20 protein-coding genes are annotated in these 23,672 nt (G+C 65.6%); 7 read left to right on the top strand and 13 right to left on the bottom strand.

The window, feature by feature from the left end; translation table 11 throughout:
• Window positions 1-82: 82 nt before the first annotated feature.
• Window positions 83-1,228 (top strand): GNAT family N-acetyltransferase, encoded by a 1,146-nt coding sequence (locus AC3WMR_RS02870; RefSeq protein ID WP_492262571.1) that lies wholly within the window; start codon window positions 83-85, stop codon window positions 1,226-1,228.
• 19 nt (window positions 1,229-1,247) lie between these two features.
• On the opposite strand, the gene AC3WMR_RS02865 is transcribed toward AC3WMR_RS02870, so the two are convergent.
• Both AC3WMR_RS02865 and AC3WMR_RS02860 read right to left on the bottom strand, forming a co-directional pair.
• Window positions 1,248-1,718: a cyanophycin metabolism-associated DUF1854 family protein gene (locus AC3WMR_RS02865; protein ID WP_492262570.1), complete on the bottom strand. Its 471-nt coding sequence runs from the start codon at window positions 1,716-1,718 to the stop codon at window positions 1,248-1,250.
• 21 nt (window positions 1,719-1,739) lie between these two features.
• On the bottom strand, window positions 1,740-4,025 hold the full coding sequence (locus AC3WMR_RS02860; RefSeq protein ID WP_492262569.1) for a cyanophycin metabolism-associated ABC transporter: 2,286 nt from the start codon (window positions 4,023-4,025) through the stop codon (window positions 1,740-1,742).
• Between the two features lie 259 nt (window positions 4,026-4,284).
• Here AC3WMR_RS02860 and cphA (AC3WMR_RS02855) point away from each other — a divergent pair, with 259 nt between their 5' ends.
• The 5 genes from cphA (AC3WMR_RS02855) to AC3WMR_RS02835 all read left to right on the top strand — a co-directional run bounded on the left by cphA (AC3WMR_RS02855) (window position 4,285) and on the right by AC3WMR_RS02835 (window position 10,961).
• Complete coding sequence (cphA, locus tag AC3WMR_RS02855) at window positions 4,285-6,900, top strand: cyanophycin synthetase (RefSeq protein ID WP_492262568.1); 2,616 nt, start codon at window positions 4,285-4,287, stop codon at window positions 6,898-6,900.
• A 62-nt stretch (window positions 6,901-6,962) separates the two neighbouring features.
• Window positions 6,963-9,533 (top strand): cyanophycin synthetase, encoded by a 2,571-nt coding sequence (gene cphA / locus AC3WMR_RS02850; protein WP_492262567.1) that lies wholly within the window; start codon window positions 6,963-6,965, stop codon window positions 9,531-9,533.
• A 617-nt stretch (window positions 9,534-10,150) separates the two neighbouring features.
• Window positions 10,151-10,351 (top strand): CsbD family protein, encoded by a 201-nt coding sequence (locus tag AC3WMR_RS02845; protein ID WP_025140133.1) that lies wholly within the window; start codon window positions 10,151-10,153, stop codon window positions 10,349-10,351.
• Between the two features lie 27 nt (window positions 10,352-10,378).
• On the top strand, window positions 10,379-10,543 hold the full coding sequence (locus tag AC3WMR_RS02840) for a DUF1328 domain-containing protein (protein ID WP_006389411.1): 165 nt from the start codon (window positions 10,379-10,381) through the stop codon (window positions 10,541-10,543).
• Window positions 10,544-10,622: 79 nt separating this feature from the next.
• Complete coding sequence (locus tag AC3WMR_RS02835; protein WP_263910640.1) at window positions 10,623-10,961, top strand: BON domain-containing protein; 339 nt, start codon at window positions 10,623-10,625, stop codon at window positions 10,959-10,961.
• Between the two features lie 168 nt (window positions 10,962-11,129).
• On the opposite strand, the gene AC3WMR_RS02830 is transcribed toward AC3WMR_RS02835, so the two are convergent.
• The 10 genes from AC3WMR_RS02830 to AC3WMR_RS02785 all read right to left on the bottom strand — a co-directional run bounded on the left by AC3WMR_RS02830 (window position 11,130) and on the right by AC3WMR_RS02785 (window position 20,502).
• Window positions 11,130-12,002 carry a PhzF family phenazine biosynthesis protein gene (locus AC3WMR_RS02830; protein WP_492262566.1) on the bottom strand — a complete coding sequence of 291 codons (873 nt, stop codon included), beginning with the start codon at window positions 12,000-12,002 and terminating at the stop codon, window positions 11,130-11,132.
• A gap of 61 nt (window positions 12,003-12,063) precedes the next feature.
• On the bottom strand, window positions 12,064-13,461 hold the full coding sequence (locus AC3WMR_RS02825; RefSeq protein WP_492262565.1) for a 4Fe-4S binding protein: 1,398 nt from the start codon (window positions 13,459-13,461) through the stop codon (window positions 12,064-12,066).
• A 41-nt stretch (window positions 13,462-13,502) separates the two neighbouring features.
• Window positions 13,503-14,351, bottom strand: a complete 849-nt coding sequence (locus AC3WMR_RS02820; RefSeq protein WP_492262564.1) for an FTR1 family iron permease — start codon at window positions 14,349-14,351, stop codon at window positions 13,503-13,505.
• Between the two features lie 14 nt (window positions 14,352-14,365).
• The gene (locus AC3WMR_RS02815; protein ID WP_042885617.1) at window positions 14,366-14,725 is read right to left on the bottom strand and encodes a cupredoxin domain-containing protein; all 360 of its coding nucleotides are present in this window, start codon (window positions 14,723-14,725) and stop codon (window positions 14,366-14,368) included.
• Complete coding sequence (locus tag AC3WMR_RS02810) at window positions 14,722-15,258, bottom strand: iron transporter (RefSeq protein WP_263910632.1); 537 nt, start codon at window positions 15,256-15,258, stop codon at window positions 14,722-14,724. The genes AC3WMR_RS02815 and AC3WMR_RS02810 overlap by 4 nt, the downstream gene beginning before the upstream one ends.
• A gap of 223 nt (window positions 15,259-15,481) precedes the next feature.
• Complete coding sequence (phaR, locus tag AC3WMR_RS02805) at window positions 15,482-16,048, bottom strand: polyhydroxyalkanoate synthesis repressor PhaR (protein WP_025140127.1); 567 nt, start codon at window positions 16,046-16,048, stop codon at window positions 15,482-15,484.
• Between the two features lie 119 nt (window positions 16,049-16,167).
• Complete coding sequence (gene phbB / locus AC3WMR_RS02800; RefSeq protein ID WP_492262563.1) at window positions 16,168-16,905, bottom strand: acetoacetyl-CoA reductase; 738 nt, start codon at window positions 16,903-16,905, stop codon at window positions 16,168-16,170.
• A 76-nt stretch (window positions 16,906-16,981) separates the two neighbouring features.
• Entirely contained in the window at window positions 16,982-18,619 is a 1,638-nt protein-coding gene (locus AC3WMR_RS02795; RefSeq protein ID WP_492262562.1) for a PHA/PHB synthase family protein, read from the bottom strand.
• Window positions 18,620-18,742: 123 nt separating this feature from the next.
• The gene (gene pgeF / locus AC3WMR_RS02790; RefSeq protein WP_492262561.1) at window positions 18,743-19,507 is read right to left on the bottom strand and encodes a peptidoglycan editing factor PgeF; all 765 of its coding nucleotides are present in this window, start codon (window positions 19,505-19,507) and stop codon (window positions 18,743-18,745) included.
• The gene (locus AC3WMR_RS02785; protein WP_175195872.1) at window positions 19,495-20,502 is read right to left on the bottom strand and encodes an RluA family pseudouridine synthase; all 1,008 of its coding nucleotides are present in this window, start codon (window positions 20,500-20,502) and stop codon (window positions 19,495-19,497) included. Before AC3WMR_RS02785 ends, pgeF begins: the two co-directional genes overlap by 13 nt.
• A gap of 107 nt (window positions 20,503-20,609) precedes the next feature.
• Between AC3WMR_RS02785 and AC3WMR_RS02780 the strand changes: the two genes are divergently transcribed.
• Window positions 20,610-21,398 carry an outer membrane protein assembly factor BamD gene (locus AC3WMR_RS02780; RefSeq protein WP_025140122.1) on the top strand — a complete coding sequence of 263 codons (789 nt, stop codon included), beginning with the start codon at window positions 20,610-20,612 and terminating at the stop codon, window positions 21,396-21,398.
• A gap of 49 nt (window positions 21,399-21,447) precedes the next feature.
• Here AC3WMR_RS02780 and yoaA read toward each other — a convergent pair whose 3' ends face one another.
• Window positions 21,448-23,532: a DNA repair helicase YoaA gene (gene yoaA, locus AC3WMR_RS02775; protein ID WP_175195870.1), complete on the bottom strand. Its 2,085-nt coding sequence runs from the start codon at window positions 23,530-23,532 to the stop codon at window positions 21,448-21,450.
• Window positions 23,533-23,672: the final 140 nt, after the last annotated feature.

Raw genomic sequence — 23,672 nt, 5'->3', positions numbered from 1 at the left:
TTCCCGATACCGGGGCGGCTCGCGGCCGCCCGAAAAACAATGACAATGCGCCATGCGCTGACGAAGACTTTATCATTCGCCCATGGATTCACCGCTACGCCTGACCATCGAGACCGACCTGTCCCGCATCGACGCACGTCAATGGGACGCCCTGGCCGGCGACCAGCCGTTCCTGCGCCATGCCTTCCTGTGCGCCCTGCACGACACCGGCTGCGCCGCGCCAGAGACCGGCTGGGCGCCCCACTATCTGGCGCTGTGGCGCGATGGCCAATTGGCCGGCGCCGTGCCGCTCTACCTGAAATCGCATTCACGCGGCGAGTACGTCTTCGACTACGCCTGGGCCGACGCCTTCCAGCGCCACGGCCTGCGCTACTACCCCAAGCTGCTGTCGGCAATTCCGTTCACCCCGGTCACGGGTCCGCGCCTGTTGGCCGCCAATGACGAGGACCGCGACACGCTGGTGCGCGGCCTGGTGGCGTTCGCCGAAGAAGTGCGGGTGTCGTCGCTGCATCTGCTGTTTCCCGCCGCGACCGATCTGCGCGCCCTGCGCGAGGCGGGTTTCATGGTCCGAGAAAGCGTGCAGTTCCATTGGACCAATGCGGGCTATGCGGACTTCGACGGCTTCCTGGCCACGATGAGCCACGACAAACGCAAGAAGATCCGCCAGGACCGCAAGAAAGTCGCCCAGGCCGGGCTGGAATTTCGCTGGCGGCACGGCGCGCAGATCCGCCCTGAAGACCTGGATTTCTTCTATCAGTGCTATTGCCACACCTACTTCAACCACGGCAATCCGCCCTACCTGAACCGTGAATTCTTCCAGCGCGCCTATCGCGAGCAGCCCGACGCCTTCGTGCTGGTGCTGGCCGAACGCGATGGCCAGCCCGTGGCCGCGGCGCTGAACCTGGTCGGCGGCGACGTGCTCTATGGACGGTACTGGGGCGCGACGGAATACGTGCCGGGGCTGCATTTCGAGACCTGCTACCTGCAGGCCATCGCCTACTGCATCGTCCATGGTCTGACCCGTTTCGAAGGCGGCGCGCAAGGCGAACACAAGATGGCGCGCGGCCTGCTGCCCACGCCGACGTGGTCGGCGCACTGGGTCGCCGACCCGCGCTTCGCGGCTGCGATCCAGCAATTCCTGGATGAGGAAACCGCCGCGGTGGACGACTACCTGGGTGAACTGGAAGCGCACACGCCGTTCAAGCGGCCGGCTGCGGACGGCACCTGAACGAACGCGGCACGCGCAATCAGAGAAAGCGGTCCAGCAGCTTGCGGCTGTGCTTGTCCAGCGACGGCACGTCGCGCACCAGATAGAAGATGCCGTGGCTGTCGGCGATCAGCAGCGTGTGCTGGCTCAATCGGCGGATGTCTTCTTCGCCGCGCAGCGTGAACGTGGTGGGCCCGCGGTCGGTTTCCACCTTCCAGGTACTGGGGGTGGCATAGGTGGACACGCTGGCCAGCTTGCGGATTTCGGGCATGAACTCGCGGCCTGCGAGTTCCTCTTCGATCAGCGCGCGCTCGGCGGGCGGCACATCGGCCAGGTGTTCGATCCACACCAGCTCGTGGCCGTCGCCGGTCACCAGCGACAGGCCGCGATCGGCCTCGCTGATCGGAAAGGCACGCACCGGGATGACGCCCTCGTGCGAGACGCCATCGGCGCCCTGGTACACCAAACGCCCGAACGCATTGCGTTGCAGCTGAAAAACGGGAAGCGTCATGACGGTTATCTCGATTCCGTGTCAGGCCACGGCGGCCATGTCGTCGCTACCAGAGGCCTGCGCATCGGCTTCGGCCTGGCGCGCCTGCGCCTGGTAGAGGCGGTAGTAGGCGCCTTCGCGCGCCATCAGTTCCTCGTGCGGGCCCTGTTCGACGATCTGGCCGCGGTCCAGCACCACCAGCCGGTCGGCTTTGCGTAGCGTGCTCAGGCGGTGGGCGATGGCAATCGTGGTACGGCCGCGCACCAGGTTGTCCAGCGCCTTCTGGATTTCCTTTTCGGTGGTGGTGTCGACCGACGAAGTCGCTTCATCCAGGATCAGGATGCGTGGATCGATCAGCAACGCGCGGGCGATCGAGATACGCTGGCGCTCGCCGCCCGACAGCGCCTGGCCACGTTCGCCCACCAGCGAGTCGTAGCCATGCGGCAGGCGCAGGATGAACTCATGAGCGTGCGCGGCGCGGGCCGCGGCGACGATTTCGTCACGCGTTGCGTCGGGCTTGCCGTAGGCGATGTTCTCGGCGATGGTGCCGAAGAACAGGAAAGGCTCTTGCAGTACCAGGCCGATATTGCGGCGATAGTCGGACACGCGCACCGAGCGGATGTCCGCGCCGTCCACCAGGATGGCCCCCTCGGACACGTCGTAGAAGCGGCAGATCAGGTTGATCAGCGTGCTCTTGCCCGAGCCGCTATGCCCCACCAGCCCGATCATTTCACCCGGGGCGATGGTCAGGTCCAGGCCGCGGATGACCTGGCGGTTGCCGTAGCGAAAGCCCACGTCGCGCAATTCGATGCGGCCGTTGATGTGCGGCAGCTTGGCCGGGTTCTGCGGTTCCGGCACGCTGGACACGTGGTCCAGGATGTCGAAGATGCGCTTGGCGCCGGCGGCGGCCTTCTGGGTCACCGACACGATGCGGCTCATGGAATCCAGGCGCGTATAGAAGCGCCCGATATACGCCAGGAATGCCGCCAGCACGCCCACCGTGATCTGCTTTTGCGACACCTGCCAGATGCCGAAGATCCAGACGACCAGCAGCCCGACTTCGGTCAGAAGCGTCACGGTCGGGGAAAACAGCGACCAGGTGGTGTTGACGCGATCGTTGACTTCCAGGTTGCGGTTGTTGGCTTCGCGAAAACGCGCCACTTCGCGCTTTTCCTGGGCAAAGGCCTTGACCACGCGGATGCCGGGAATGGTGTCGGCCAGCACGTTGGTGATCTCGGACCAGATGCGGTCGACCTTTTCAAAGCCGTGGCGCAGGCGGTCGCGCACCGCGTGGATCATCCAGATGATGAACGGCAGCGGCACCAGCGTGACCAGCGCCAGCCACGGATTGATCGAGAACAGGATCACCGCGGTCATGACGATCATCAGGATGTCATTGGCGAAATCCAGCAGGTGCAGCGACAGGAACACGCAGATGCGGTCGGTTTCGCTGCCGATGCGGGAAATCAGGTCGCCCGTGCGCTTGCCGCCGAAGTATTCCAGCGACAGCTGCTGCAGATGCTCATAGGTGGTGGTGCGCAGGTCGGCGCCGATGCGCTCGCTGACCCAGGCCAGGATGTAGGTGCGGGCCCAGCCCAGCCCCCACGCCAGGAAAGCGGACCCCAGCAGCCCGCCCAGGTACAGGCGAACCTTGCCGTAGTCGATGGGCGCGCCGTTCTGGAACGGGATCAACACGTCGTCCATCAGCGGCATGGTCAGGTACGGCGGCACCAGCGTGGCCGCGGTGCCCAGCAGCGTCAGCAGGAAACCGGCCAGCAGCGGCAGGCGGTACGGGCGGGCAAAGCGCCACAGGCGCAGCAGCGCCCAGGTGGACGACGGCGCGGCCTGTTCCTGGTTGCAGGCCGGGCATTCGTCCTGCCCGGCCGGAATGGCGTTGTTGCAGATGGTGCACTGGCGCTCGGCCGCCTCGTCCGACGGCTGCCCGGACAGGCGGATGGCCTGCTGCGCCTCGAACTGACCCAGCAAGCGCAGCGCCGCCGGGTTGCGGGCCAGCGTGAAACGCCAGATGCCCAGGCGCGCGGTATCGTCGTGCAGCTCGAGCACGGCGGCGCCGGCATGGTCGGAAAGATTCAGGGACAGTTGGGGGCCGAAAGGCCAGGATTCCCAGCCGGTGTCGGCGGGATTGCGGGCGATCAGGCGGCGGTCGGTCAGGACAAGCAGCCCTGGCTGGAACTTCAGGCGCTGGTCCAGGTCTATTTCAACCGAGGCCAGCAAGGTTTCGCCCTCCGCCAGTTCAGCGCGGATTTCGTCCCGCCAACGGGCAGGAAAGGCATCGGCTAGGCCGGAAAGCAGGTGTGGTTTTTTCATTAGAACGCATACCGGGCCAGGACTCTGCCCTACAAGGCGGCGACCGTTCCCAACACCAGGCTGAAAACGTGTCCCTTCCTTACAACACAACGAGTTCACGCCTTTAAAGGCGTCGTATAGTATCAGCCGATTTTTCTAATTAGGAATATCTGGGATCCCCCACTCGTTGGCATTATTCTTAAGGCGCAACCCCAATAAATTCGCGGTCTTGCATAGGGGCGTCCGCGCGTGCCAACCTGCTTCTCAAGTAAATTAAAACATGAAAAAGAAAGACATTGAATTTCTCGATGTCGTGGCTTTGCGCGGCCCGAACATTTGGACGTACCGTCCGGTCCTTGAAGCGTGGGTGGATATCGGCGAACTGGAGGACTACCCCTCCAACACGATCCCCGGCTTCTACGAGCGCCTGACCGAATGGCTGCCGACCCTGATCGAGCACCGCTGCAGCCCGGGCGTACGGGGCGGTTTTCTGGCCCGCCTGAAAGAAGGCACCTGGCCCGGCCACATTCTTGAACATGTCACGCTCGAACTGCAGAACCTGGCCGGCTTGCGCGGCGGTTTCGGCAAGGCCCGTGAAACCTCCACCCGCGGCGTCTACAAAGTCGTCGTGCGCGCCTGGCAGGAACAGGTCACCCGCACCGCCCTGAACGAAGCCCGCGACCTGGTCATGGCCGCCATCGAAGACCGCCCGTTCGACGTCGATGCCACCGTGACCCGCCTGCGTCGCCTGGTCGACCGCCATTGCCTGGGCCCCAGCACCGCCTGCATCGTCGATGCCGCCGACGACCGCGACATTCCCTACATCCGCCTGTTCGAGGGCAACCTCGTGCAATTCGGCTATGGCGCGCGCCAACGCCGCATCTGGACGGCCGAAACCGACCGCACCAGCGCCATCGCCGAAGGCATCTCGCGCGACAAGGACCTGACCAAGGAACTGCTCTCGACCTGCGGCGTGCCCGTCCCTGAAGGCCGTCTGGTCGACAGCGAAGACGACGCCTGGTCAGCCGCCGAAGACATCGGCCTGCCCGTCGTGGTCAAGCCCTATGACGGCAACCATGGCCGCGGCGTGTTCACCAACCTGACCACGCGCGAAGACGTCGTGTCGGCCTACCGCGTCGCGGTGGACGAAGGCAGCGGCGTCATCGTCGAACGCTTCGTGCTGGGCAACGAGCACCGCCTGCTGGTGGTGGGCAACCGCATGGTGGCCGCGGCCGCCGGCGAGCCGGCCTGGGTCACCGGCGACGGCAAGTCCACCCTGACCGACCTGATCGACACCCAGATCAATACCGACCCGCGCCGCGGCCGCACCGAGAACCATCCGCTGAATCCGGTGCGCCTGGATTCGGCCGCGCGGCTGGAAATCGCCCGCCAGGGCCTGACCGAAGACAGCGTGCCGGCCGACGGCCAGCGCGTGCTGGTGCAGCGCAGCGGCAACGTCGCCTTCGACGTGACCGACCGCGTGCACCCCAGCATCGCCGCCACGGTCACCCTGGCCGCCCGCATCGTGGGCCTGGACATCGCCGGGGTCGACCTGGTCGCCGAAGACATCTCGCGTCCGCTGGACGAACAGCGCGGCGCCATCGTCGAAGTCAACGCCGGCCCGGGCCTGCTGATGCACCTGAAGCCGGCCGACGGCACGCCGCGCCCGGTGGGCCGCGCCATCGTCGACCACCTGTTCCCGGAAGGCGACGCGGGCCGCATCCCTATCGTGGGCGTCACCGGCACCAACGGCAAGACCGTCGTGGCGCGCCTGGTGGCCCGCCTGCTGCACCTGTCGGGCAAGCGCACCGGCCTGGCCTGCAGCGAAGGGCTCTACCTTGACCGCCGCCTGGTGCAAAAGGGCGACCGCGCCGATTTCGCCTCGGGCACGCGCCTCTTGATGAACCGCAATGTCGACGCCGCCGTGATCGAAAACGACAGCGGCGTGATCCTTGGCCAGGGCCTGGCCTACGACCGCTGCCAGGTCGGCGTGGTCACCAACATCGACGACGCCGATCACCTGGGCGACTTCGACATCAATGAAACGGAACGCATGTTCAACGTGTTCCGCACCCAGGTCGACGTGGTGCTGCCCACCGGCACCGCCGTGCTCAACGCGCGCGACCCGCGCGTGGTCGAAATGGCCGAGCTGTGCGACGGCGCCGTGATCTTCTTCGGCATCGACCCCGCCCTGCCCGCCATTGCCGCCCACCAGCAGCAAGACGGCCGCGCGGTGTACGTGCGTGATGGCGCCATCGTGCTGGCGCAAGGCGCCCGCGAGGAACGCCTGGCCGCCGTCGCCGCCATTCCCCTGACCCACGGCGGCCGCGTGGCCTTCCAGGTCGAAAACGTGCTGGCGGCGGTGGGCACCGCCTGGGCGCTGGATATCCCCGTGGAACTCATCCGCGCGGGCATCGAGACCTTCGACATCGACCAGGCCGATGCGCCCTGGCAATTCACCCTGTTCGAGCGCAACGGCAGCACGGTGGTGGTGGACGACGTGCACAACGCGTCCGCGCTGCGTCCGCTGATCGCGGCCATCGACCAGTTCCCGTCGACCACGCGCGCCGCCGTCTATTCGGCCGGCGCCGACCGCCGCGACGCGGACCTGATCGAACAAGGCCGCCTGCTGGGCGATGCCTTCGACCGCGTGGTGCTCTACGACGACGCCACGGTCGCCAGCAAGCGCCCGGCCGGCCAGGCGCGCGCATTGCTGCGCCAGGGCCTGGAGCAAGGCAGTCGCGTCAAGCAGATCCTGGACGAACCCGACCACGGCCGGGCCATCGAAAGCCAGCTGGACGGCATCGCCGCGGGCGACTTCGTCCTACTGCAATCCGACGAGGCATTCTCCGGCCCCACCATCGATCTCGTGCGTCGCTGGATCCAGCAACACTGACATCACTGTGCGCGCCCCGGCCCCGGTCGCGGGCGCGCGTAAGCTAGACAGGAATACCTGCCATGGAAGTTTCCCGTATCCGAGCACTGCGCGGCCCCAATCTGTGGAGCAAGAACACCGCGATCGAGGCCATCGTTTCCTGCGCCGACGCCGAATGCTCCATCGATAACCTGCCCGACTTCGAAGCCCGCCTGCGCGCACGGCTGCCGCAGACCGGCCTGCTGCGCCCCGAAGGCCATCAAGGCGCCGTGTCGATTGCCCACGTGCTGCAGATCGTCGCGCTGACGATGCAGGCCTACGCCGGCTGCCCCGTCACGTTCGGCCGCACCTCGTCCACCATCGAACCCGGCGTGTTCCAGGTCGTGGTGGAATACAGCGAAGAAGAAGTCGGCCGGCTGGCCATGGACCTGGCGCAGGCGCTGGTGCACGCTGCCCTGGACGACACCCCGTTCGACCTGGCCGACGCCCTGAAGCGCCTGCGCGAACTGGATGAAGACGTTCGTCTGGGTCCCAGCACCGGTTCCATCGTCAACGCCGCCACCGCCCGCAACATTCCCTATCGCCGCCTGACCCAGGGCAGCATGGTGCAGTTCGGCTGGGGCAGCAAGCAACGCCGCATCCAGGCCGCCGAAACCGACCTGACCAGCGCCATTTCCGAATCGATCGCGCAAGACAAGGACCTGACCAAGATGCTGCTGGACGCCGCCGGCGTGCCGGTGCCGCTCGGCCGCTCGGTCACCACCGCCGAAGACGCCTGGGCCGCGGCCCAGGAGCTGGGCGGCCCCGTAGTGGTCAAGCCGCGCGACGGCAGCCAGGGCCGCGGCGTCGCCGTCAACATCGAAACGCGCGAACGCGTGATCCAGGCTTTCGAAGTCGCCGAGGAAATCAGTTCCGAAGTCATCGTCGAACGCTACATTCCCGGCCACGACTTCCGCCTGCTGGTGGTGGGCGGCGCGCTGGTGGCGGCCTCGCGCCGTGATCCGCCCCAGGTCACCGGCGACGGCGTGCAGACCATCCGCCAACTGGTGGACCAGGTCAACGCCGACCCCTTGCGCGGCGACGGCCATGCCACCTCGCTGACCAAGATCCGCTTTGATGACATCGCGCTGGCCACGCTGAAAAAACAGGGCTTCGACGCCGACTCGGTGCCGCCCCCCGGCACCCTGATCTTCCTGCGCAACAACGCCAACCTGAGCACCGGCGGCTCGGCCACCGACGTCACCGACGAAGTGCATCCGGAAATGGCGGCGCGCGCGGTATCCGCGGCGCGCATGATCGGCCTGGATATCTGCGGCGTGGACGTCGTGGCGGAAAGCGTGCACTACCCGCTCGAAGAGCAGCACGGCGGCGTGGTCGAAGTGAACGCGGCCCCCGGCCTGCGCATGCACCTGAATCCCTCGTTCGGCAAGGGCCGCGCGGTGGGCGAAGCCATCATCGCCAACATGTACGCGGACGGCGACGACGGCCGCATTCCGGTGGTGGCCGTGGCCGGCACCAACGGCAAGACCACCACGGTGCGCCTGACCGCGCACATCCTGGGCGTGGCCGGCAACCGCGTCGGCATGACCAATTCCGACGGTGTTTACGTCGACAACCTGCGCATCGACACCGGCGACTGCAGCGGCCCACGCAGCGCCCGTAGCGTGCTGATGCACCCGGACGTCGACGCCGCCGTGTTCGAAACGGCGCGCGGCGGCATCCTGCGCGAAGGCCTGGCGTTCGACCGCTGCAACGTGTCCATCGTCACCAACATCGGCATGGGCGACCACCTGGGGCTGGGCTACATCAGCACCGTCGAAGACCTGGCCGTGGTCAAGCGCGTGATCGTGCAGCACGTGCATCCCGGCGGCACGGCCGTGCTGAACGCCGCCGATCCCATCGTGGCCGACATGGCCGCCAGTTGCCCCGGGTCGATCACCTACTTCGCCGAAGACCGCAACCACCCCATCATGGCGACGCACCGCGCCCAGGGCCTGCGCGTGGTCTACCGTGATGGCGATGCCATCGTGGCGGCGCAAGGCAGCGAGGAAACCCGCTTCCCGCTGGCCGAGATTCCGCTGACCCGCAACGGCACCATCACGTTCCAGGTCGAGAACACCATGGCCTCGGTTGCGGCCGCCTGGGCGCTGAACCTGGACTGGGCCATCATTCGCCGTGGCCTGGCCACCTTCGTCAACGACGCGCAGACCGCTCCTGGCCGCTTCAACGTGTTCGACTATCGCGGCGCCACCGTGATCGCCGACTACGGCCACAATCCCGACGCCATCCTGGCGCTGGTGCGCGCGGTCGATGCCATGCCGGCGAAACGCCGCTCGGTAGTGATCAGCGGTGCCGGCGACCGCCGCGACGAAGACATCCGCATGCAGACCGAGATCCTGGGCGCCGCCTTTGACGACGTGCTGCTCTACCAGGATCAATGCCAACGCGGCCGCGAGGACGGCGAGGTACTGGCCTTGCTGCAGCAAGGCCTGGTCGGCGCCAGCCGCACCCGCCACATCGAAGAGATCCACGGCGAGTTCCTGGCGATCGACACGGCGCTGGCCCGCCTGGGCGCCGGCGACCTGTGCCTGATCCTGGTGGACCAGGTCGAAGAAGCGCTGGACCACATCGCTCGCCGCATCAAGGAAGCCTGACCGGCAGCCATGGGCCGCCGGCGATGGCGGCGCCAGCAGACCAACGGGGCGCCCATGGGGCGCCCCGTTCTCATTGGCCTGGCCGGTCGCCGCGAGAGAGGCGCGCGCTAGCTGGCGGCCCGGGTCGCGGGCGCCTCGGCCTGATACCGGTCCGTCACGTGCGTGCACCCCAGCGCCGCCATTGCGATCAGCGCCAATAACAGCGTGCGGCAGAATCGTTGCGTCATGCGTGTCCCCTCTTGAGTTGGATGCCGTCGCTTGCGTGACCATGTCCTCGCGCAAGCGGCCTGAACCGACTATACCGATGCGTCGCAGCCGCAGCCAGCCATCGCGAAAAACGCCTCAAAATCGCGTATTTCCCGTTACTTGCCCCCCTCAAAACAGGACAAGACGTTGCTCAACTGTAACTCCCTCTCTGCGCACGGCCTGCCCAAATCCCGTCACGGGACGCGCGATTTGCCCCGTCCCCGGCCGTTACATTTACCCACAGCGTCCTTTGACAGCCCGCAAGACGGCCCTGTACCTTGAACCCAAGCTGATCAGTGTCCAACTCACCCGCGACTGCCAGGTTTATCGGCCATAAGCCCACGCAGCCGCCACTACGAAGAGAGGTCACCATGAATAACGACATCATCGCTGGCAAGTGGAAGCAGCTGTCCGGAAAGGCCAAGGCGGCCTGGGGTGAACTCACCGACGACGAGTTGACCCGTACGGAAGGCAACGCCGAGCGCCTCGCTGGCCTGATCCAGGAGCGCTACGGCAAGACCAAGGAACAGGCCGAGAAGGACGTGCGCGATTTCTTCGATCGCAATCGTTGATTTCCAAGCCACCCAGGAGAAGCTGACATGCTGCACTACGCCGTTGTTTTCTTCGTGATTGCGATCATCGCGGCCGTCCTGGGCTTCGGCGGCATCGCCGCCGGCGCCGCAGGGATCGCCAAGATCCTGTTCTTCGTCTTCCTGGTTCTGGCGCTGCTGTCCATTCTGGGCGGCGCATTCAGAAAGAAATAGAACAATCGCACCCAAAGATTTTTCGCTAGCCGTTGCGTACAACCGAACGCGCTGAAACCCCTACACAAGGAGCATAACTATGGAATTCCGCAAGCTGATCGCCGCCGCCGCACTGGGCACGGGCGCTGTCTTCACTTCCATGGCCTTTGCCGCCAATGACGGCAAGCCCAAGCAATCCGTGGGCGAATACGCGTCCGACGCGACCGTGACCACCAAGGTCAAGGCCGCCTTCGTGGCCGACAAGCAATTGAGCGCCCTGGACATCGCCGTGGAAACCACCGATGGCGTGGCCAAGCTGACCGGTACGGTCGGCACCTCCGCCGAAGCCGATCACGCCGCCACCGTGGCCCGCGGGGTCGAGGGGGTCAAGCAGGTGATGAACAACATCAAGGTCGACCCGGCCAAGAACAAGAAGTAAACGCCGTCACCTTGACGTGAGCTCCGCGGCGCCTGCGTGCAAACGCAGGCGCCGCGTTGTTTTTGATGCGCACCTTTTGATGCGCGCCTTTTGGTGCATGCCTTTTGTTGCGCACCGGACGCGCGGCCAGCTCGGCCGCTCGCGTCATCGGCTCGCCGTGCGCAGCACTCAGACGTTGACGGTACCGCGACCGATTTCCCGTGCACGCCCGCCGACCTGGATGCGGCCATCGGCCTGCACATCCAGCAGCAGTCGGCACGGCCGGCCCATCTGGTCGCCCTGTTCGACCAGGATGCTGGCCGGCAAGGCGCGCCCCTGATGGCGCAGCCAACCACCGAGGTTGGCGCAAGCCGACCCCGTACCCGCGTCTTCGTCCACGCCACCGCCGGCCTTGGCAAAGAAATAGCGCGCCACCACCAGATCGCGATCATCCTGGCGGCGGCCCTCGTCAAAGGCGAACAGGTAGCAGGTCTTGCGGCCCAGGCTGCTGGCCTGCCAGCGATGCAACTGCGTGGCGTCCGGCCGCGCCCGGCGCACGGCCTCGACGCTCTTGAGCGGCACCAGCAACTGATCGGCGCCGGTATCCACCCAGATCGGTTCGCCCAGCAAGTCATCGGGCTGCAATCCCACCAGCGCGGCAATGTCGGCCGCCGGCAATTCGGGCGGCGCCGTGCGCACGCCATCGGGGCACGGTGCGGTAAAGGTCCAGGCATCGCCTTGGGCCGTCACCGGCACGATGCCGGCCTTGAATTCCAACGTCAGGGCATCGCCGGACTTGAGCAGATCGCGCAGCACTTGCGACGTGCCGATGGTGGGGTGCCCGGCGAACTTCATTTCGTAGCCGGGCGTGAAGATGCGCACCCGCGCATCGGCTTGATCCGACGGCAGGATGAATGTGGTTTCAGACAGGTTGAATTGCGCCGCCAGGTTCAACATGGTGGCGTCGTCCATGCCGCGCGCGTCTTCGAAGACGCATAGCTGATTGCCGCTGAACGTGCTGGAGGCGAAGACATTGATGAGACGAAACGCGTAGGTGGCCATGATCGGATGAAGCGAGGGAAGCCGCCCAGGCGGCGAAGGCCCTCACTTTATCGCATCGCGCCTACCAGATCGCGAAAAACAGCACCCAGGCCCAACAGAACGGCGCCAGGCCCGCCAGCAACACCAGCCAGGCCAATGCCTTCTTGAAGCGGCTGGCCGGACGCTGGTTCAACAGCCGCGCAAACAGGCGCAGGGTCCACAGCACCGCCAACGCCAGCAGCGTGAAGCGCACCGGCGCCGCCCAGGCGGCGCGCACGCCTTCGTGCTTGAGCAGGTTGACCGTGGTGGCCGACAGGCCCAGGAACACACCGATGCCGGCCGAAGGAATCAGCGCCTGGGCCAGCTTGTGCAGACCGGGGCGGAACCAGCCGCCGGCCGACGGCGTGGCCGAGGGCGCTGCAGGCACCAGGCGGTCGGCGATCCAGAGCGACAGGAAGCTGGCGCCACCGACGATCACCGTGGCACCGACCACGAACATCAGGATGCCCGCGCCATCGAGCCACGAGAAGCTGTCGTTCACTTCCGGATAGTGCGTCAGGATGAACCATGGCGCGTTGTCCATCAGCGGCCACAGGATGTCGTGCTCGACCAGCCAGGTGGCGGCCCATTGCTTGGCGGCCACGTACCAGGGGCTGGCGCTCCAGAGGAACGCGCCCATGGCGATGCCCATCAGGCCGAAGCACAGCAAGACGGTCTGCCAGCCCTCGCCCTCGGTGACATTGACGATTTCTTCTTCGGGCGATCGCGGCGTCAACGCAATGGCGCCGCGGTAGTCGCTGCAGCGGCCGCACATGTGGCAGTCGCCGGCGCCCCTCATGTGCCGCAAGGGCACCAGCGGCGCACAGTTGATGGGTTCGATCCGGATGACCGGATGACGCCACTTTTCTTCGTCGACCTTGAAGTGCCACGGTGCCAGCTTGGCCAGCACATTGAAGACGCCGTTGACCGGGCAGAGGTACTTGCACCAGACGCGCTTGCTGCGGCCATAGCGCCAGCCGACGATCATGGCGGCCACCGTGGACCCGCCCAGCACCGCCAGCACCGCCAGCGGATATTGGTACACGCTGACGAGCTGGCCGTAGACGGTGGTGAGCGCGAAGGCCACGAACGGCCAGCCGCCCCATCGCATCCATTTCGGGATGGCATGCCCCTGGCCGCGTTCGCTGGCCCATTCGGTGAGCATGCCCTCCGGACAGAACCAGCCGCACCAGGCCCGCCCCAGGATCGGCATCGAGATCAGCACGAATGGCCACCAGACGCCCCAGAAGGCGAACTGCGCAACGATGGTCAGATTGTTGAATACCGATGCCGAATTACCTGGCAAAGGCATGATGGCCGGAACAATCAGGAGGAAAGCGTATATCGCAACAATGCCCCACTGCAGCTTGCGCAGCAGAGGGGCATGGTCTCGAAGAAAGTCGGCGATACGGGAGGTTGCCCTCCCGAGTGCAGCTGCCATGGTTAAACCTTCATGAATTCATTCCGGCAAAGGCGTCGGAATCAGGAGGGCGCGCGGGCCGCCGCGACCGGGGCGGGCTTGCCACCCACCCAGCGCAACAGCGCCCACACGACGATCCAGTACGCAACCCACAACAATACCGAAATCAAGGCCGGCAAGGCGCGGTATCCAGCAAAATCAGCCAGAATCTTGCCCACTCCAGTGCTGTCGCTAAGCAGCCAGGAGCTATCCCAGACCGGGTCGATGATGGTCGGCAGCACGTCCAGCGAAATCAGGTGATCCAGGCCGCCCACCAGCAGCGAACCGGCCAGCAGCAACAGCAGGATTTCGGTCACGCGGAAAAACCGGCGCCAGGTGATGAGCTTGCCGCCCAGTTGCAGCAACCAGAACGTCAGCAGCGCGACGATGAAACCGGCCACGCCGGCCAGGGCCAGCATGAACATGCTGTTGCCGTCTTCACCCGCGGCTACCGTGCCATACAGGAACACCACGGTTTCGCTGCCCTCGCGGGCGACCGCAATGGCCACCAGCACGAACAGGCCCCACCAGTTGTCGCTGGCAACAGATGAGCGTGCGCCACTTTCAAGTTCACCCTTGAGCGTGCGGCCGTGCTTTTTCATCCACACGACCATCTGCACCACCAGTGCGCACGCCGCCAGCGACATGATGGCCTGGAACCATTCCTGCCCCTCGTCGCTGAGCCAGGACGACACGCCCAGCAGCACCAGCGCCAGCGCAACCGCCAGCGCCAGGCCGGCGGCCACGCCGCCCCACAGATACTTCAGCCCGCGCGCGCCTTCGGGCGTCGAGCGCAGCCAGGTGTACAGAATGCCCACCACCAGCATGGCTTCGACGCTTTCGCGCCAGACGATAAAGAGGACCTGTTCCATGTAATGCAGCCTGCCTATTCCTTGGCCTTGACGACCAGGGTGCCTTTCACCGACTGGTGAAAGTCATCGAAGAAGGGATACTCGCCGGGGCGCGAGATGGTGATGACCACGAAGGACTTCACGCCGGGGCCCAGCACTTTTTCCTTGCGCAGCGGAATGCTTTCGAATTCCACCGGCTCGTTGCTCTCGTTGATGAGCTCGATCTTGAAGCGGCCCGCCGGGACTTCCAGCCGCGCGGGCTCGAAGGTGCCGTCGGGCTTGAACGTCAGGGTGAAGGTGGGCAGTTCGTCCGCCTGCGCGGGCGCCATGCCCGCCAAGCCGGCCACGCTGATCAACAGCGCGGCAACCACGCGTAGCAGGCGGCGCACGATCAGTAACCGCCCTTCTTGCCGGTGCCGGCATAGACGAATTCATATTCCAGGTCGAACGGTTCGAACCATTCGCCCACGCCGGTTTCCTTGTCGATGTGGCGACCGAAGTGGCTCATCTTGTTGGCCGTCGGCGGCAGGATCGAATATTTCAGCTTGTACTTGCCCGGGCCTTCGAGCTTGATGTTTTCACCGTAGTGCGGGCCGTCGTTGGCGACCATGGGCATGAAGGTGCCCTTTTGCACGTTCTGGCTGCCGACCTTCTGGATTTCGTAGTTCACGACCAGGTAGGGCACCCATTCGCCTTCGGGGAAACCGGTCTTGTTGCCGGCCGTGGCGTGGATGTCGGCCTCGAGGTGCACGTCGGAATCCTTGGCGGGACGCATCATCCCGGGCGGGTCCATTTCGATCGGCTGCAGATACACCGCGCCGATTTCCATGCCGCCCTTCTCTACCGGCTTGCCGATGGGGTATTCAGCCGCTTGGGCGACGGACACGCTCAAACCGACAATGGCCAGCGCCAAGGCTTTCTTGATCATGGGGTATTCCTCGAGACACAAATGAAACGGCGGTTCTCAAAAATATAAACAAGAACCGTTTGCATTAATGTAACGAAAAAAACTGACAAGCTCCTGAACTCAAGGCCAAGAAAAGAGTCCGATTGTTGCGTCCCATCAAGCAAAAGAAAAGCCGGCGGGCCACTGCCACGCCGGCGTATCCAGGGCCTGGCCCGCGGCATTGCCGGGACCGGGCGCACTGCCCTTACTTGCGTCCGCCGCCTTGCGTACCGCCCGGAGTGAACGGGAAGGTCGAGAACATGGCACGGGTCTGGTCTTGCATCTGGTCCTGCATCTGCACGAACAGGTTTTTGCTCTGGTCGATGTAGTTGTTCATCATGTTCTGCAGCATCGGGGTCTGCACATTCATGAACTGGGTCCAGGCTTCGGGACCGAACTGGCTGCCATACAGGCCCTTGGACTGCTCGGCCATGCGTTGCTGGATTTCCATGAAGGCCTGGATGTTCTTTTCCAGGTACGAACCCATGATGCCCTGCATGGCGTGGCCGTAGAAACGGATGATCTGCGACAGCATGTTCGACGAGAACATGGGCATGCCGCCGCTCTCTTCTTCCAGGATGATCTGCAGGAGAATGCTGCGCGTGAGGTCTTCGGCGCTCTTGGCGTCGACGACCTGGAATTCCTCGTTGGCCAGAACCAGCTGCTTGACATCGGCCAGGGTGATGTAGGTGCTGGTCCGGGTGTCGTATAGACGACGGTTGGGGTACTTTTTAATCAGGCGCAGGCTGGCGCCGGTTTGTGCTTGCGTCATGTTTGTCCCCGGATCGGGCGATCTCTAAGACTTCGAATAGGTTGGAGTGTAATGCCGCAAGCCTTCTCCCCGAAGCTGCGCGGCGCGGAAGGGCCGCCCGCCGGGCGGCCCGCAGTGCGTCAGCCCATGTGCAGGCCGCCATTGAGCGAGAAATCCGCTCCGGTGGAAAAGCCGGACTCATCCGAGGCCAACCACGACGTCATGGACGCGATTTCCTCGGGCGTGCCCAGGCGGCGCACCGGAATGGTGGCGACGATCTTTTCCAGCACGTCCGGGCGGATGGCGCGGACCATGTCGGTGCCGATATAACCGGGCGAAATGGTATTGACCGTGACGCCCTTGCTCGCGACTTCCTGGGCCAGCGCCATGGTGAAGCCATGGATGCCGGCCTTGGCCGTGGAGTAGTTGGTCTGGCCGAATTGGCCCTTCTGCCCGTTCACCGAGCTGATGTTGATGATGCGCCCCCATTGGCGCTCGACCATGCCGTCGATGACCTGCTTGGTCACGTTGAACAGGCTGTTCAGGTTCGTGTCGATGACCGCGCGCCAATCGTCGGCGGTCATTTTGCGGAACAAGCCGTCGCGGGTGATGCCCGCGTTGTTGACCAGCACGTCCACCGGGCCCAAATCCGAGGTGACGCGTTCGAACGCGTCCACGGTGGACTCCCAGTCAGAGACATTGCCGACGGACGCATAGAACGTATAGCCCTGCGCCGCCTGTTCATCCAGCCATTGCTGGTAATTGCGGCTGGGGCCGCAGCCTGCCACGACGCGAAAGCCATCTTTGGCCAAGCGTTGGCAAATAGAGGTGCCGATACCGCCCATCCCGCCTGTAACGTAAGCCAGTTTTCCGCTCATTGGACTTCCTCCTGTGTGCGACGGACGCCTCGTTGATTGACTTTCTTATTGGCCTGGGCCCACCGCCTTTGCGGCTTCAGGCGGCCCTGACCTTCACATACCTGCCCGGCGCCGGCTCGATCGGCCGATACTGGGCATTGCCTGATTTCGTACGCGCCTTGACCTGCTTGCCGGAATGGCCGGCCAGCCAGTCGGTCCAGTCGGGCCACCAGCTGCCCGGCTTTTCCTGGGCCTGGGCCAGCCAGGCGTTGGGATCGCCCGGCAAGGGCTGGCCCGATTGTTCGGTATTGTCCGCTACCCAGTAGCTGCGACGTTTCTTGGCGGGCGGATTGACCACGCCCGCGATATGGCCCGACGCGCCCAGCACGAACCGCTGCGGGCCACGCAACACCTGGGTCGACGCGTAGGCCGAGACCCACGGCACGATGTGGTCTTCGCGCGAACCGAAAATATACGCCGGCATCGTCAGGCGCGTCAGGTCCAGCGGCAGGCCGGCGGCCTGGGCCCGGCCCGGCACCTTCAGATTGTTCTCGAGGTAGGTATTGCGGAAGTACCACGAGAAGAACGGACCCGGCAGGTTGGTGCTGTCGCCGTTCCAGAAGAGCAGGTCGAAGGCGGGCGGCCGTTGGCCTTTCAGGTAGTTGCCGACGACGTAGTTCCAGACCAGTTCGTTGGGCCGCAGGAACGAGAAGGTGGTGGCCAGGTCGCGCCCGGGCATCAGCCCGCCTGCGCCCAGTTGATGGTCGCGCCATAGCGCGTGGGCTTCATCGACGAAGACGTTGAGGATGCCGGTATCGTGAAAATCGAGCAGCGAGGTCAGCAGCGTGAGCGCCGCGACGGGATGCTCGCCGCGCGCTTCGGCCAGCGCCAGGGCAGAGGCCAGCATGGTGCCGCCGACGCAGAAACCCAGCGCATTGACCTGCGGCTGCCGGGTGATGTCGCTGGCCACGCGCAGCGCCTGCAGCACCGCGTTGTCCAGGTAATCGGACCAGGTGGCGCGGTCGACGCCGTCGGTATCGCTGGCCAGCGGGTTGCGCCAGGAAATCAGGAACACCGTGAAGCCCTGCTCGACCGCATGGCGCACGAAGGAATTGTCCGGCTGCAGGTCGAGGATGTAGAACTTGTTGATGTTCGGCGGCACGATCACCAGCGGGCGCTCGTGCACGGTGGCGGTGGCCGGCGAATACTGGATCAGCTGGAACAGCGGGTTTTCATACACCACGTCGCCCGGCGTGATCGCCACGTTGCGGCCGATCTCGAACTGGGTTTCGTCGGTTTGGGTGATGCGGCCTTTCTTGACGTCGCCGAGCAGGTTGGCCAGCCCTTCGTTCAGGGCGCGGCCGGCGCTTTCGACGATGGACTGCTGGGCATCGGGGTTCAAGGCCAGGAAATTGGACGGCGACAGCGCATCGACCCATTGCATGATCGAAAAGCGCAGGCGATCGCGCAGGGGTTCGCTGACCTGGGCGGCATCCACCATGCGCGACATGGCGCGGGCGGACAGCAGATAGGTGTGCGCCATCAGCAGGTGCGAACCATTGGCGGCCCAGGCGTCGCCGGAAAAACGGCGATCGGCCAGCGGAGCCAGCGCGCCGCGACGGGCGTCATCGCACAGGCGCTGCCACTCGCGAGAGAATTCAGCCTGGATGTCGGCCAGGACGTCCGGAGCCACGCTCACCGGAAGGGGCCCTGAGGCGGAGAGATTGGCATTCACTTCGACACCTTGTTATCGAGACTTCCCGATTGATGTTGCATGGCGGGTAAAGGGCTGTCAATGCGGGTATTCAATGAGGCCGGCAAGCCTGCCAGCCCTTTTACCAAGCCGCTTTGCGCGGGATCAAACCGGGTCCAGCCAGGCCAGCAGCGCCATGCGTCCGGTCTCGCCGTCGCGCCGGTAGGAGAAGAAGCGCGCTGCGTCTGTCACGGTGCACAGGCCGCTCTGGCTGATCTCTTGTACCCCGGCGCGGCGCAGGCGGAAACCGGCCAGGCCGGCGAGGTCGGCCAGCCATTTGCCCGGCACACCGGGCCGAGGACGAAAGTAGGACTCTGTCGCGGGGTCATCCGCCATGAAAGCGTCGAGCACGTCGCGCCCGACCTCGAATGCCTCGGGCCCGATGCCGGGGCCGACCCACGCGCGCCAGGCCGTGGCCTGGGGCGCCTTGGCGCGCATGGCCGCCAGAGTATTTTCCAGCACGCCGCCGGCGAGGCCGCGCCAGCCGGCGTGCGCGGTGCCCAGCACACGGCCATCGGCATCGGCCATGACCACGGGCAGGCAGTCGGCAGCCATCGCGACCAGCACCCGGCCCGGCTGCGTCGTGACGCTGGCATCCAGCGCGGGCTCGGTCGGCACGTCGGCCTGGTCGGCGTCGATGACGTCGCTGCTGTGCACCTGGCGCAGCCAGAGCGGCTCGCCCGGCAAGGCTGCGCGCAGGCGGCGGCGGTTTTCGGCCACCGTGTCGGGATGATCGCCGGCGCGCAGGCCCAGGTTCAGGGTATCGTGCGGGGCGACGCCCACGCCGCCCGCGCGGGTGGTGCAGAAATAATTGACGCCGGCCCAGGCGGGGCCGGTCACCACGGGCAAACCTTGAATCACGCGTTCCATGTGATCGCTTCCTGGACCAGGGTCATGTCCGCCGGGACGGGGGCGGCGAATTGGACTTCGCCGCGGCCGCCCGGATCGTCGAAATGCAGGGCGCGGGCGTGCAGCATCTGCCGCGTGGCACCCGCGATGTTCTTGCCGCCATAGATGGTGTCGGCCAGGAGCGGATGCCCCAGGCTGGCCATGTGCACCCGGATCTGGTGCGTGCGGCCGGTTTCCAGGCGGCACACCACTTCGGTGACGCGCCCGCCGGGGTCGACCTGGCCGCGACGGGCGGGCGTGTAATGCGTGATGGCGGGCTTGGGCGCCACGGGGCGCTCGACGCTCATGCGCACCGGCACGCGCGGATCGCGGCCGATCGGGCGGTCGACCTTGCCGGCCGCGGCCGCCCAGCCGTGCGCCAGGGCGATGTACTCGCGGCCCATGCTGCGGGCCTGTAACTGGCGTACCAGATGGGTCTGCGCAATTTCGTTGCGCGCCACGACCATCAGGCCGGAGGTGTCTTTGTCCAGCCGGTGAACGATGCCTGCGCGCGCCACATGAGCCAGTTCGGGGTAGCGGTGCAACAGGCCGTTGAGCAGCGTGCCGCTCCAGTTGCCGGCGCCGGGATGCACCACCAGGCCGGCCGGTTTGTTGACCACGATCCAGTCGGGGCTTTCGTCGACCACCGGAAAATCGATGGCTTCGGGGGCAAACGCAAGGGTTTCGGGGGCAGGCTGAGCCCAGACGGTGATCTCGTCGCCCGGGCCGACGGTCTGGCGGACCTTGCCGGGCGTGCCATTGACATGGACGTTGCCAGCTTCGATCCAGCCTTGCAGGCGGCTGCGGGAGTGGTCCGGCAACAGGCCGGCCAGCACCTTGTCCAGCCGGTCGGCGCGCGTACCCGACGGCACCGTTACAAGTTGCGGCTCACCCCGGTTTTCGCCCGGATTTTCGCCAGGAAGACCCAGGAGTTCATCGTCGGAAACGAGATCTGCGCTGATGGCTGTATCAGACATGGAGACAAATCATATAATCAGCCTGCCATGCTAACACCAAGGATACGATTCTCGTGATTCACCACTCCGCAGCTCCCTTGAACCCCGCCTCCCGAAGCGGGTCGGTTTTGCGCGTGGTTATCGCGCTATTTGCCGTTATCGCCATTGCCGGTTGCGGCTCGACCAACAGCAAGTACGACAAGACCACCAACTGGAGCGCCGAACAGCTGTACGCCGACGCCAAGGCGGAAATCTCGTCCGGGGGCTGGAAAGAAGCCCGCGAGCGCCTGACCGCCATCGAAAGCCGCTACCCCTTCGGCGTCTACGCCCAGCAGGCCTTGCTCGAGCTGGCCTACGTCAACTGGAAAGACGGTGAAAACGAACAAGCCCTGGCCGCGATCGACCGCTTCCAGCAGCTTTACCCCAACCACCCCGGCACCGACTACGCCCTCTACCTGAAGGGCCTGATCAACTTCACGCCGGCCAGCGCCTTCATGAGCAGCCTGACCGGCCAGGATCCGGCCGAACGCGACCCCAAGGGCCTGCGCGCGTCCTACGACGCCTTCAACGAGTTGATCAAGCGCTACCCGGACAGCAAGTACACGCCGGATGCCGAAAAGCGCGTTGCCTGGCTGGTCAACACCATCGCCATGAACGAAGTGCACGTGGCGCGCTACTACTATGAGCGTGGCGCCTACATTGCCGCGGCCAACCGCGCGCAGACGGTCATCACCGACTTCGAAGGCGCCCCCGCCACCGAAGAAGCGCTCTACCTGATGGTGCAGTCCTACGACAAGCTCGGCATGACCGAACTGAAGAACGACTCGCAGCGCGTATTCGACAAGAACTTCCCCAACAGCTCGTTCAAGGACAAGGGCCTGAAGGCCGACAAGAGCTGGTGGAACCCGTTCAACTGATCGGCCACCGCATGGGAAAACAAGCCCCTCGATTTCTCGAGGGGCTTTTTTATTCCTGCTTGCGCCGATAGAAGGCCAGGACTTCTTCCAGTTCGCGCGTTCGCGCGAACGGCGGCAGGCCGCGCCATAGCTGCTTGCCGTACGGCTTTTCGACCAGGCGGGCATCGCCCACCATCAGCACGCCCCAATCGGCTTCGGTACGGATCAGGCGGCCGGCGCCCTGCTTGAGCGAAATGGCGGCCTCGGGCAACTGGTATTCCGAGAACGGATTGCCGCCCTGGGCGCGACAGGCCCGCAGGCGCGCCTCGATCACGGGGTCGTCGGGCGGCGCGAACGGCAGCTTGTCGATGGCCACCAGGGTCAGCACGTCGCCGGGCAGGTCGATCCCTTCCCAGAAGCTCGCGCTGCCCACCAGCACCGGGTGGGTCAGCTTGCAGAAGCGATCCAGCAGGTCGCGGCGCGTACCCTCGCCCTGCTTGAGCAGCGGCCAGTCGTGGCCGGCATCGTCGAAAGCGTCGGCCAGCAGGTTGGCGACCTTGTCCACCGCACGCAGCGTCGTGCACAGCACCAGTGTGCCGCCGGGGCTGGCCTCGAGCAGCGGCAGCAGCGTCTGGACGAAGCGGTCCAGGAACTGCGGCGACTGGGGTTCGGGCATGCCGCGCGGCACGAACAGCAGCGCCTGCTGCGGGTAGTCGAAAGGCGATTCCCATTTGCCGGTGCGCGCGCGTTCCAGGCCCAGCTGGCTGGTGAAATGATGGAATTCGCCGTTCACCGACAAGGTGGCCGACGTCATGATCCAGGCCTGGCCCGGCTTGCGGTATTTGGAGAAAGCCTGGGCCACCGACAACGGCGCGGAATGCAGGCGCACATGGTGCAGGCCGTGTTCGACCCAGCGCACTGCCGGACCGGTCCATTCGACGGCGGCGGCGGCGCCTTCCAGAATGGCGGTCGGCGTGGACAGGCCATCGCCCAGCGCAGCAGCGGGCGGCTCGGGCGCCTGGTTGTCGCGGCCCCAGCCTTCGTCGTCGAAGCCCGAGCCGCCGCGGCCAGGGGTGGCCCAGCGCTTCAAGCGCACGGAAATCTCGGCGCCGGTGCGTGCAGCGGCCACCAGGTCGGGGTGGCGCTCGGCGACGGACCCGAGCGCGTTGGTGGCGGTGTCCACCGCTTCGCGCAGCACCGCCAGCGCGGTGTCGAACTCATCGGCGTTGGGAATGGCCTCGAACGTGGCCTTGCGGCCCGGCAGGCGTTCCAGCGGCGCACAGGCCAGCCGCAGCTCGCGGGCAGCCGTTTCCAGATGGCGCGAGATGTCGCTCCATTTGGTGGCTTCGCGTGCATAGGCCAGGCCGGCGACTTCCAGCGCCCGGCCGAAATCCATGAGCTGGTGCGTGGACACGCTGCTTCCCAGAAAGCGCGTGGCGGTGTCCGGCAGTTGATGGGCTTCGTCGAAGATCACGGTGTCGGCTTCGGGCAGCAGGTCGGTGACGCCCTCTTCGCGCAGCACCAGGTCGGCCATGAAGAGCGCATGGTTGACCACCACCACGTCGGCCTCCTGGGCCTGGCGGCGGGCCTTGACCACGAAGCAGTCGCGGATGCGCGGGCATTCCTGGCCCAGGCAGTTTTCGCGGGTCGAGGTGACGCGCTGCCAGATGTCGGCGTCTTCGGGCACCTGGGCCAGGTCGCCGCGATCGCCGGTCTTGGAAATGCCGGCAAACACCTGGATCTGGCGCAACTGCTGGATTTCGGACCGCGATTTCAGCGCCCGGTCATCACCCTGCAGGCGGTCCAGGTGGTAATGGCATACGTAGTTGCCACGACCCTTGAGCAAGGCGGCCGTGACCGGCGCGGCCAAGGCGGCGCGCACGCGCGGCAGGTCGCGGGAAAAAAGCTGGTCCTGCAGGGTGCGGGTACCGGTGGAAATCAGCACCTTGCCGCCCTGGATGAACGCGGGTACAAGATAGGCCCAGGTCTTGCCGATGCCGGTGCCGGCCTCGGCCACCAGCGTGGCGCGGTCGGAGATCGCCTGGCCGATGGCCTGGGCCAGTTCGACTTGCGACGGGCGTGGCTTGTAGCCGGGCATGGCCGACGCAAGCGGCCCGTCCTCGGCGAAGAATTCGGATATGTCCAGGTCCAGCATTGAAACAGCCTAGTGTCGAAGTCAACCGTGCCGGTCGACGGTCGGGGTGCCAGACACTGATGGTGGGAAAGGACCAAATGATACCCGCTGCGGCCGCGCTTTTCCGCGTGCCATGTCGCGGTCGCCCCCTGTCGCAGGGA

This window comes from Achromobacter sp. FW305-C-28 (genome assembly GCF_058783235.1).
This window is presented reverse-complemented; position numbering and strand designations above follow the sequence as displayed.

Excerpts from the sequence above, each read along its gene's own strand:
- AC3WMR_RS02785 (WP_175195872.1), bottom strand. The coding sequence starts at position 20,502 with ATGTCTGATACAGCCATCAGCGCAGATCTCGTTTCCGACGATGAACTC.
- AC3WMR_RS02860 (WP_492262569.1), bottom strand. The coding sequence starts at position 4,025 with ATGAAAAAACCACACCTGCTTTCCGGCCTAGCCGATGCCTTTCCTGCC.
- phbB (WP_492262563.1), bottom strand. The coding sequence starts at position 16,905 with ATGAGCGGAAAACTGGCTTACGTTACAGGCGGGATGGGCGGTATCGGC.
- yoaA (WP_175195870.1), bottom strand. The coding sequence starts at position 23,532 with ATGCTGGACCTGGACATATCCGAATTCTTCGCCGAGGACGGGCCGCTT.
- cphA (WP_492262568.1), top strand. The coding sequence starts at position 4,285 with ATGAAAAAGAAAGACATTGAATTTCTCGATGTCGTGGCTTTGCGCGGC.
- AC3WMR_RS02865 (WP_492262570.1), bottom strand. The coding sequence starts at position 1,718 with ATGACGCTTCCCGTTTTTCAGCTGCAACGCAATGCGTTCGGGCGTTTG.
- AC3WMR_RS02840 (WP_006389411.1), top strand. The coding sequence starts at position 10,379 with ATGCTGCACTACGCCGTTGTTTTCTTCGTGATTGCGATCATCGCGGCC.
- AC3WMR_RS02810 (WP_263910632.1), bottom strand. The coding sequence starts at position 15,258 with ATGATCAAGAAAGCCTTGGCGCTGGCCATTGTCGGTTTGAGCGTGTCC.
- phaR (WP_025140127.1), bottom strand. The coding sequence starts at position 16,048 with ATGACGCAAGCACAAACCGGCGCCAGCCTGCGCCTGATTAAAAAGTAC.
- pgeF (WP_492262561.1), bottom strand. The coding sequence starts at position 19,507 with ATGGAACGCGTGATTCAAGGTTTGCCCGTGGTGACCGGCCCCGCCTGG.
- AC3WMR_RS02825 (WP_492262565.1), bottom strand. The coding sequence starts at position 13,461 with ATGGCAGCTGCACTCGGGAGGGCAACCTCCCGTATCGCCGACTTTCTT.
- cphA (WP_492262567.1), top strand. The coding sequence starts at position 6,963 with ATGGAAGTTTCCCGTATCCGAGCACTGCGCGGCCCCAATCTGTGGAGC.
- AC3WMR_RS02870 (WP_492262571.1), top strand. The coding sequence starts at position 83 with ATGGATTCACCGCTACGCCTGACCATCGAGACCGACCTGTCCCGCATC.
- AC3WMR_RS02835 (WP_263910640.1), top strand. The coding sequence starts at position 10,623 with ATGGAATTCCGCAAGCTGATCGCCGCCGCCGCACTGGGCACGGGCGCT.
- AC3WMR_RS02845 (WP_025140133.1), top strand. The coding sequence starts at position 10,151 with ATGAATAACGACATCATCGCTGGCAAGTGGAAGCAGCTGTCCGGAAAG.
- AC3WMR_RS02830 (WP_492262566.1), bottom strand. The coding sequence starts at position 12,002 with ATGGCCACCTACGCGTTTCGTCTCATCAATGTCTTCGCCTCCAGCACG.
- AC3WMR_RS02820 (WP_492262564.1), bottom strand. The coding sequence starts at position 14,351 with ATGGAACAGGTCCTCTTTATCGTCTGGCGCGAAAGCGTCGAAGCCATG.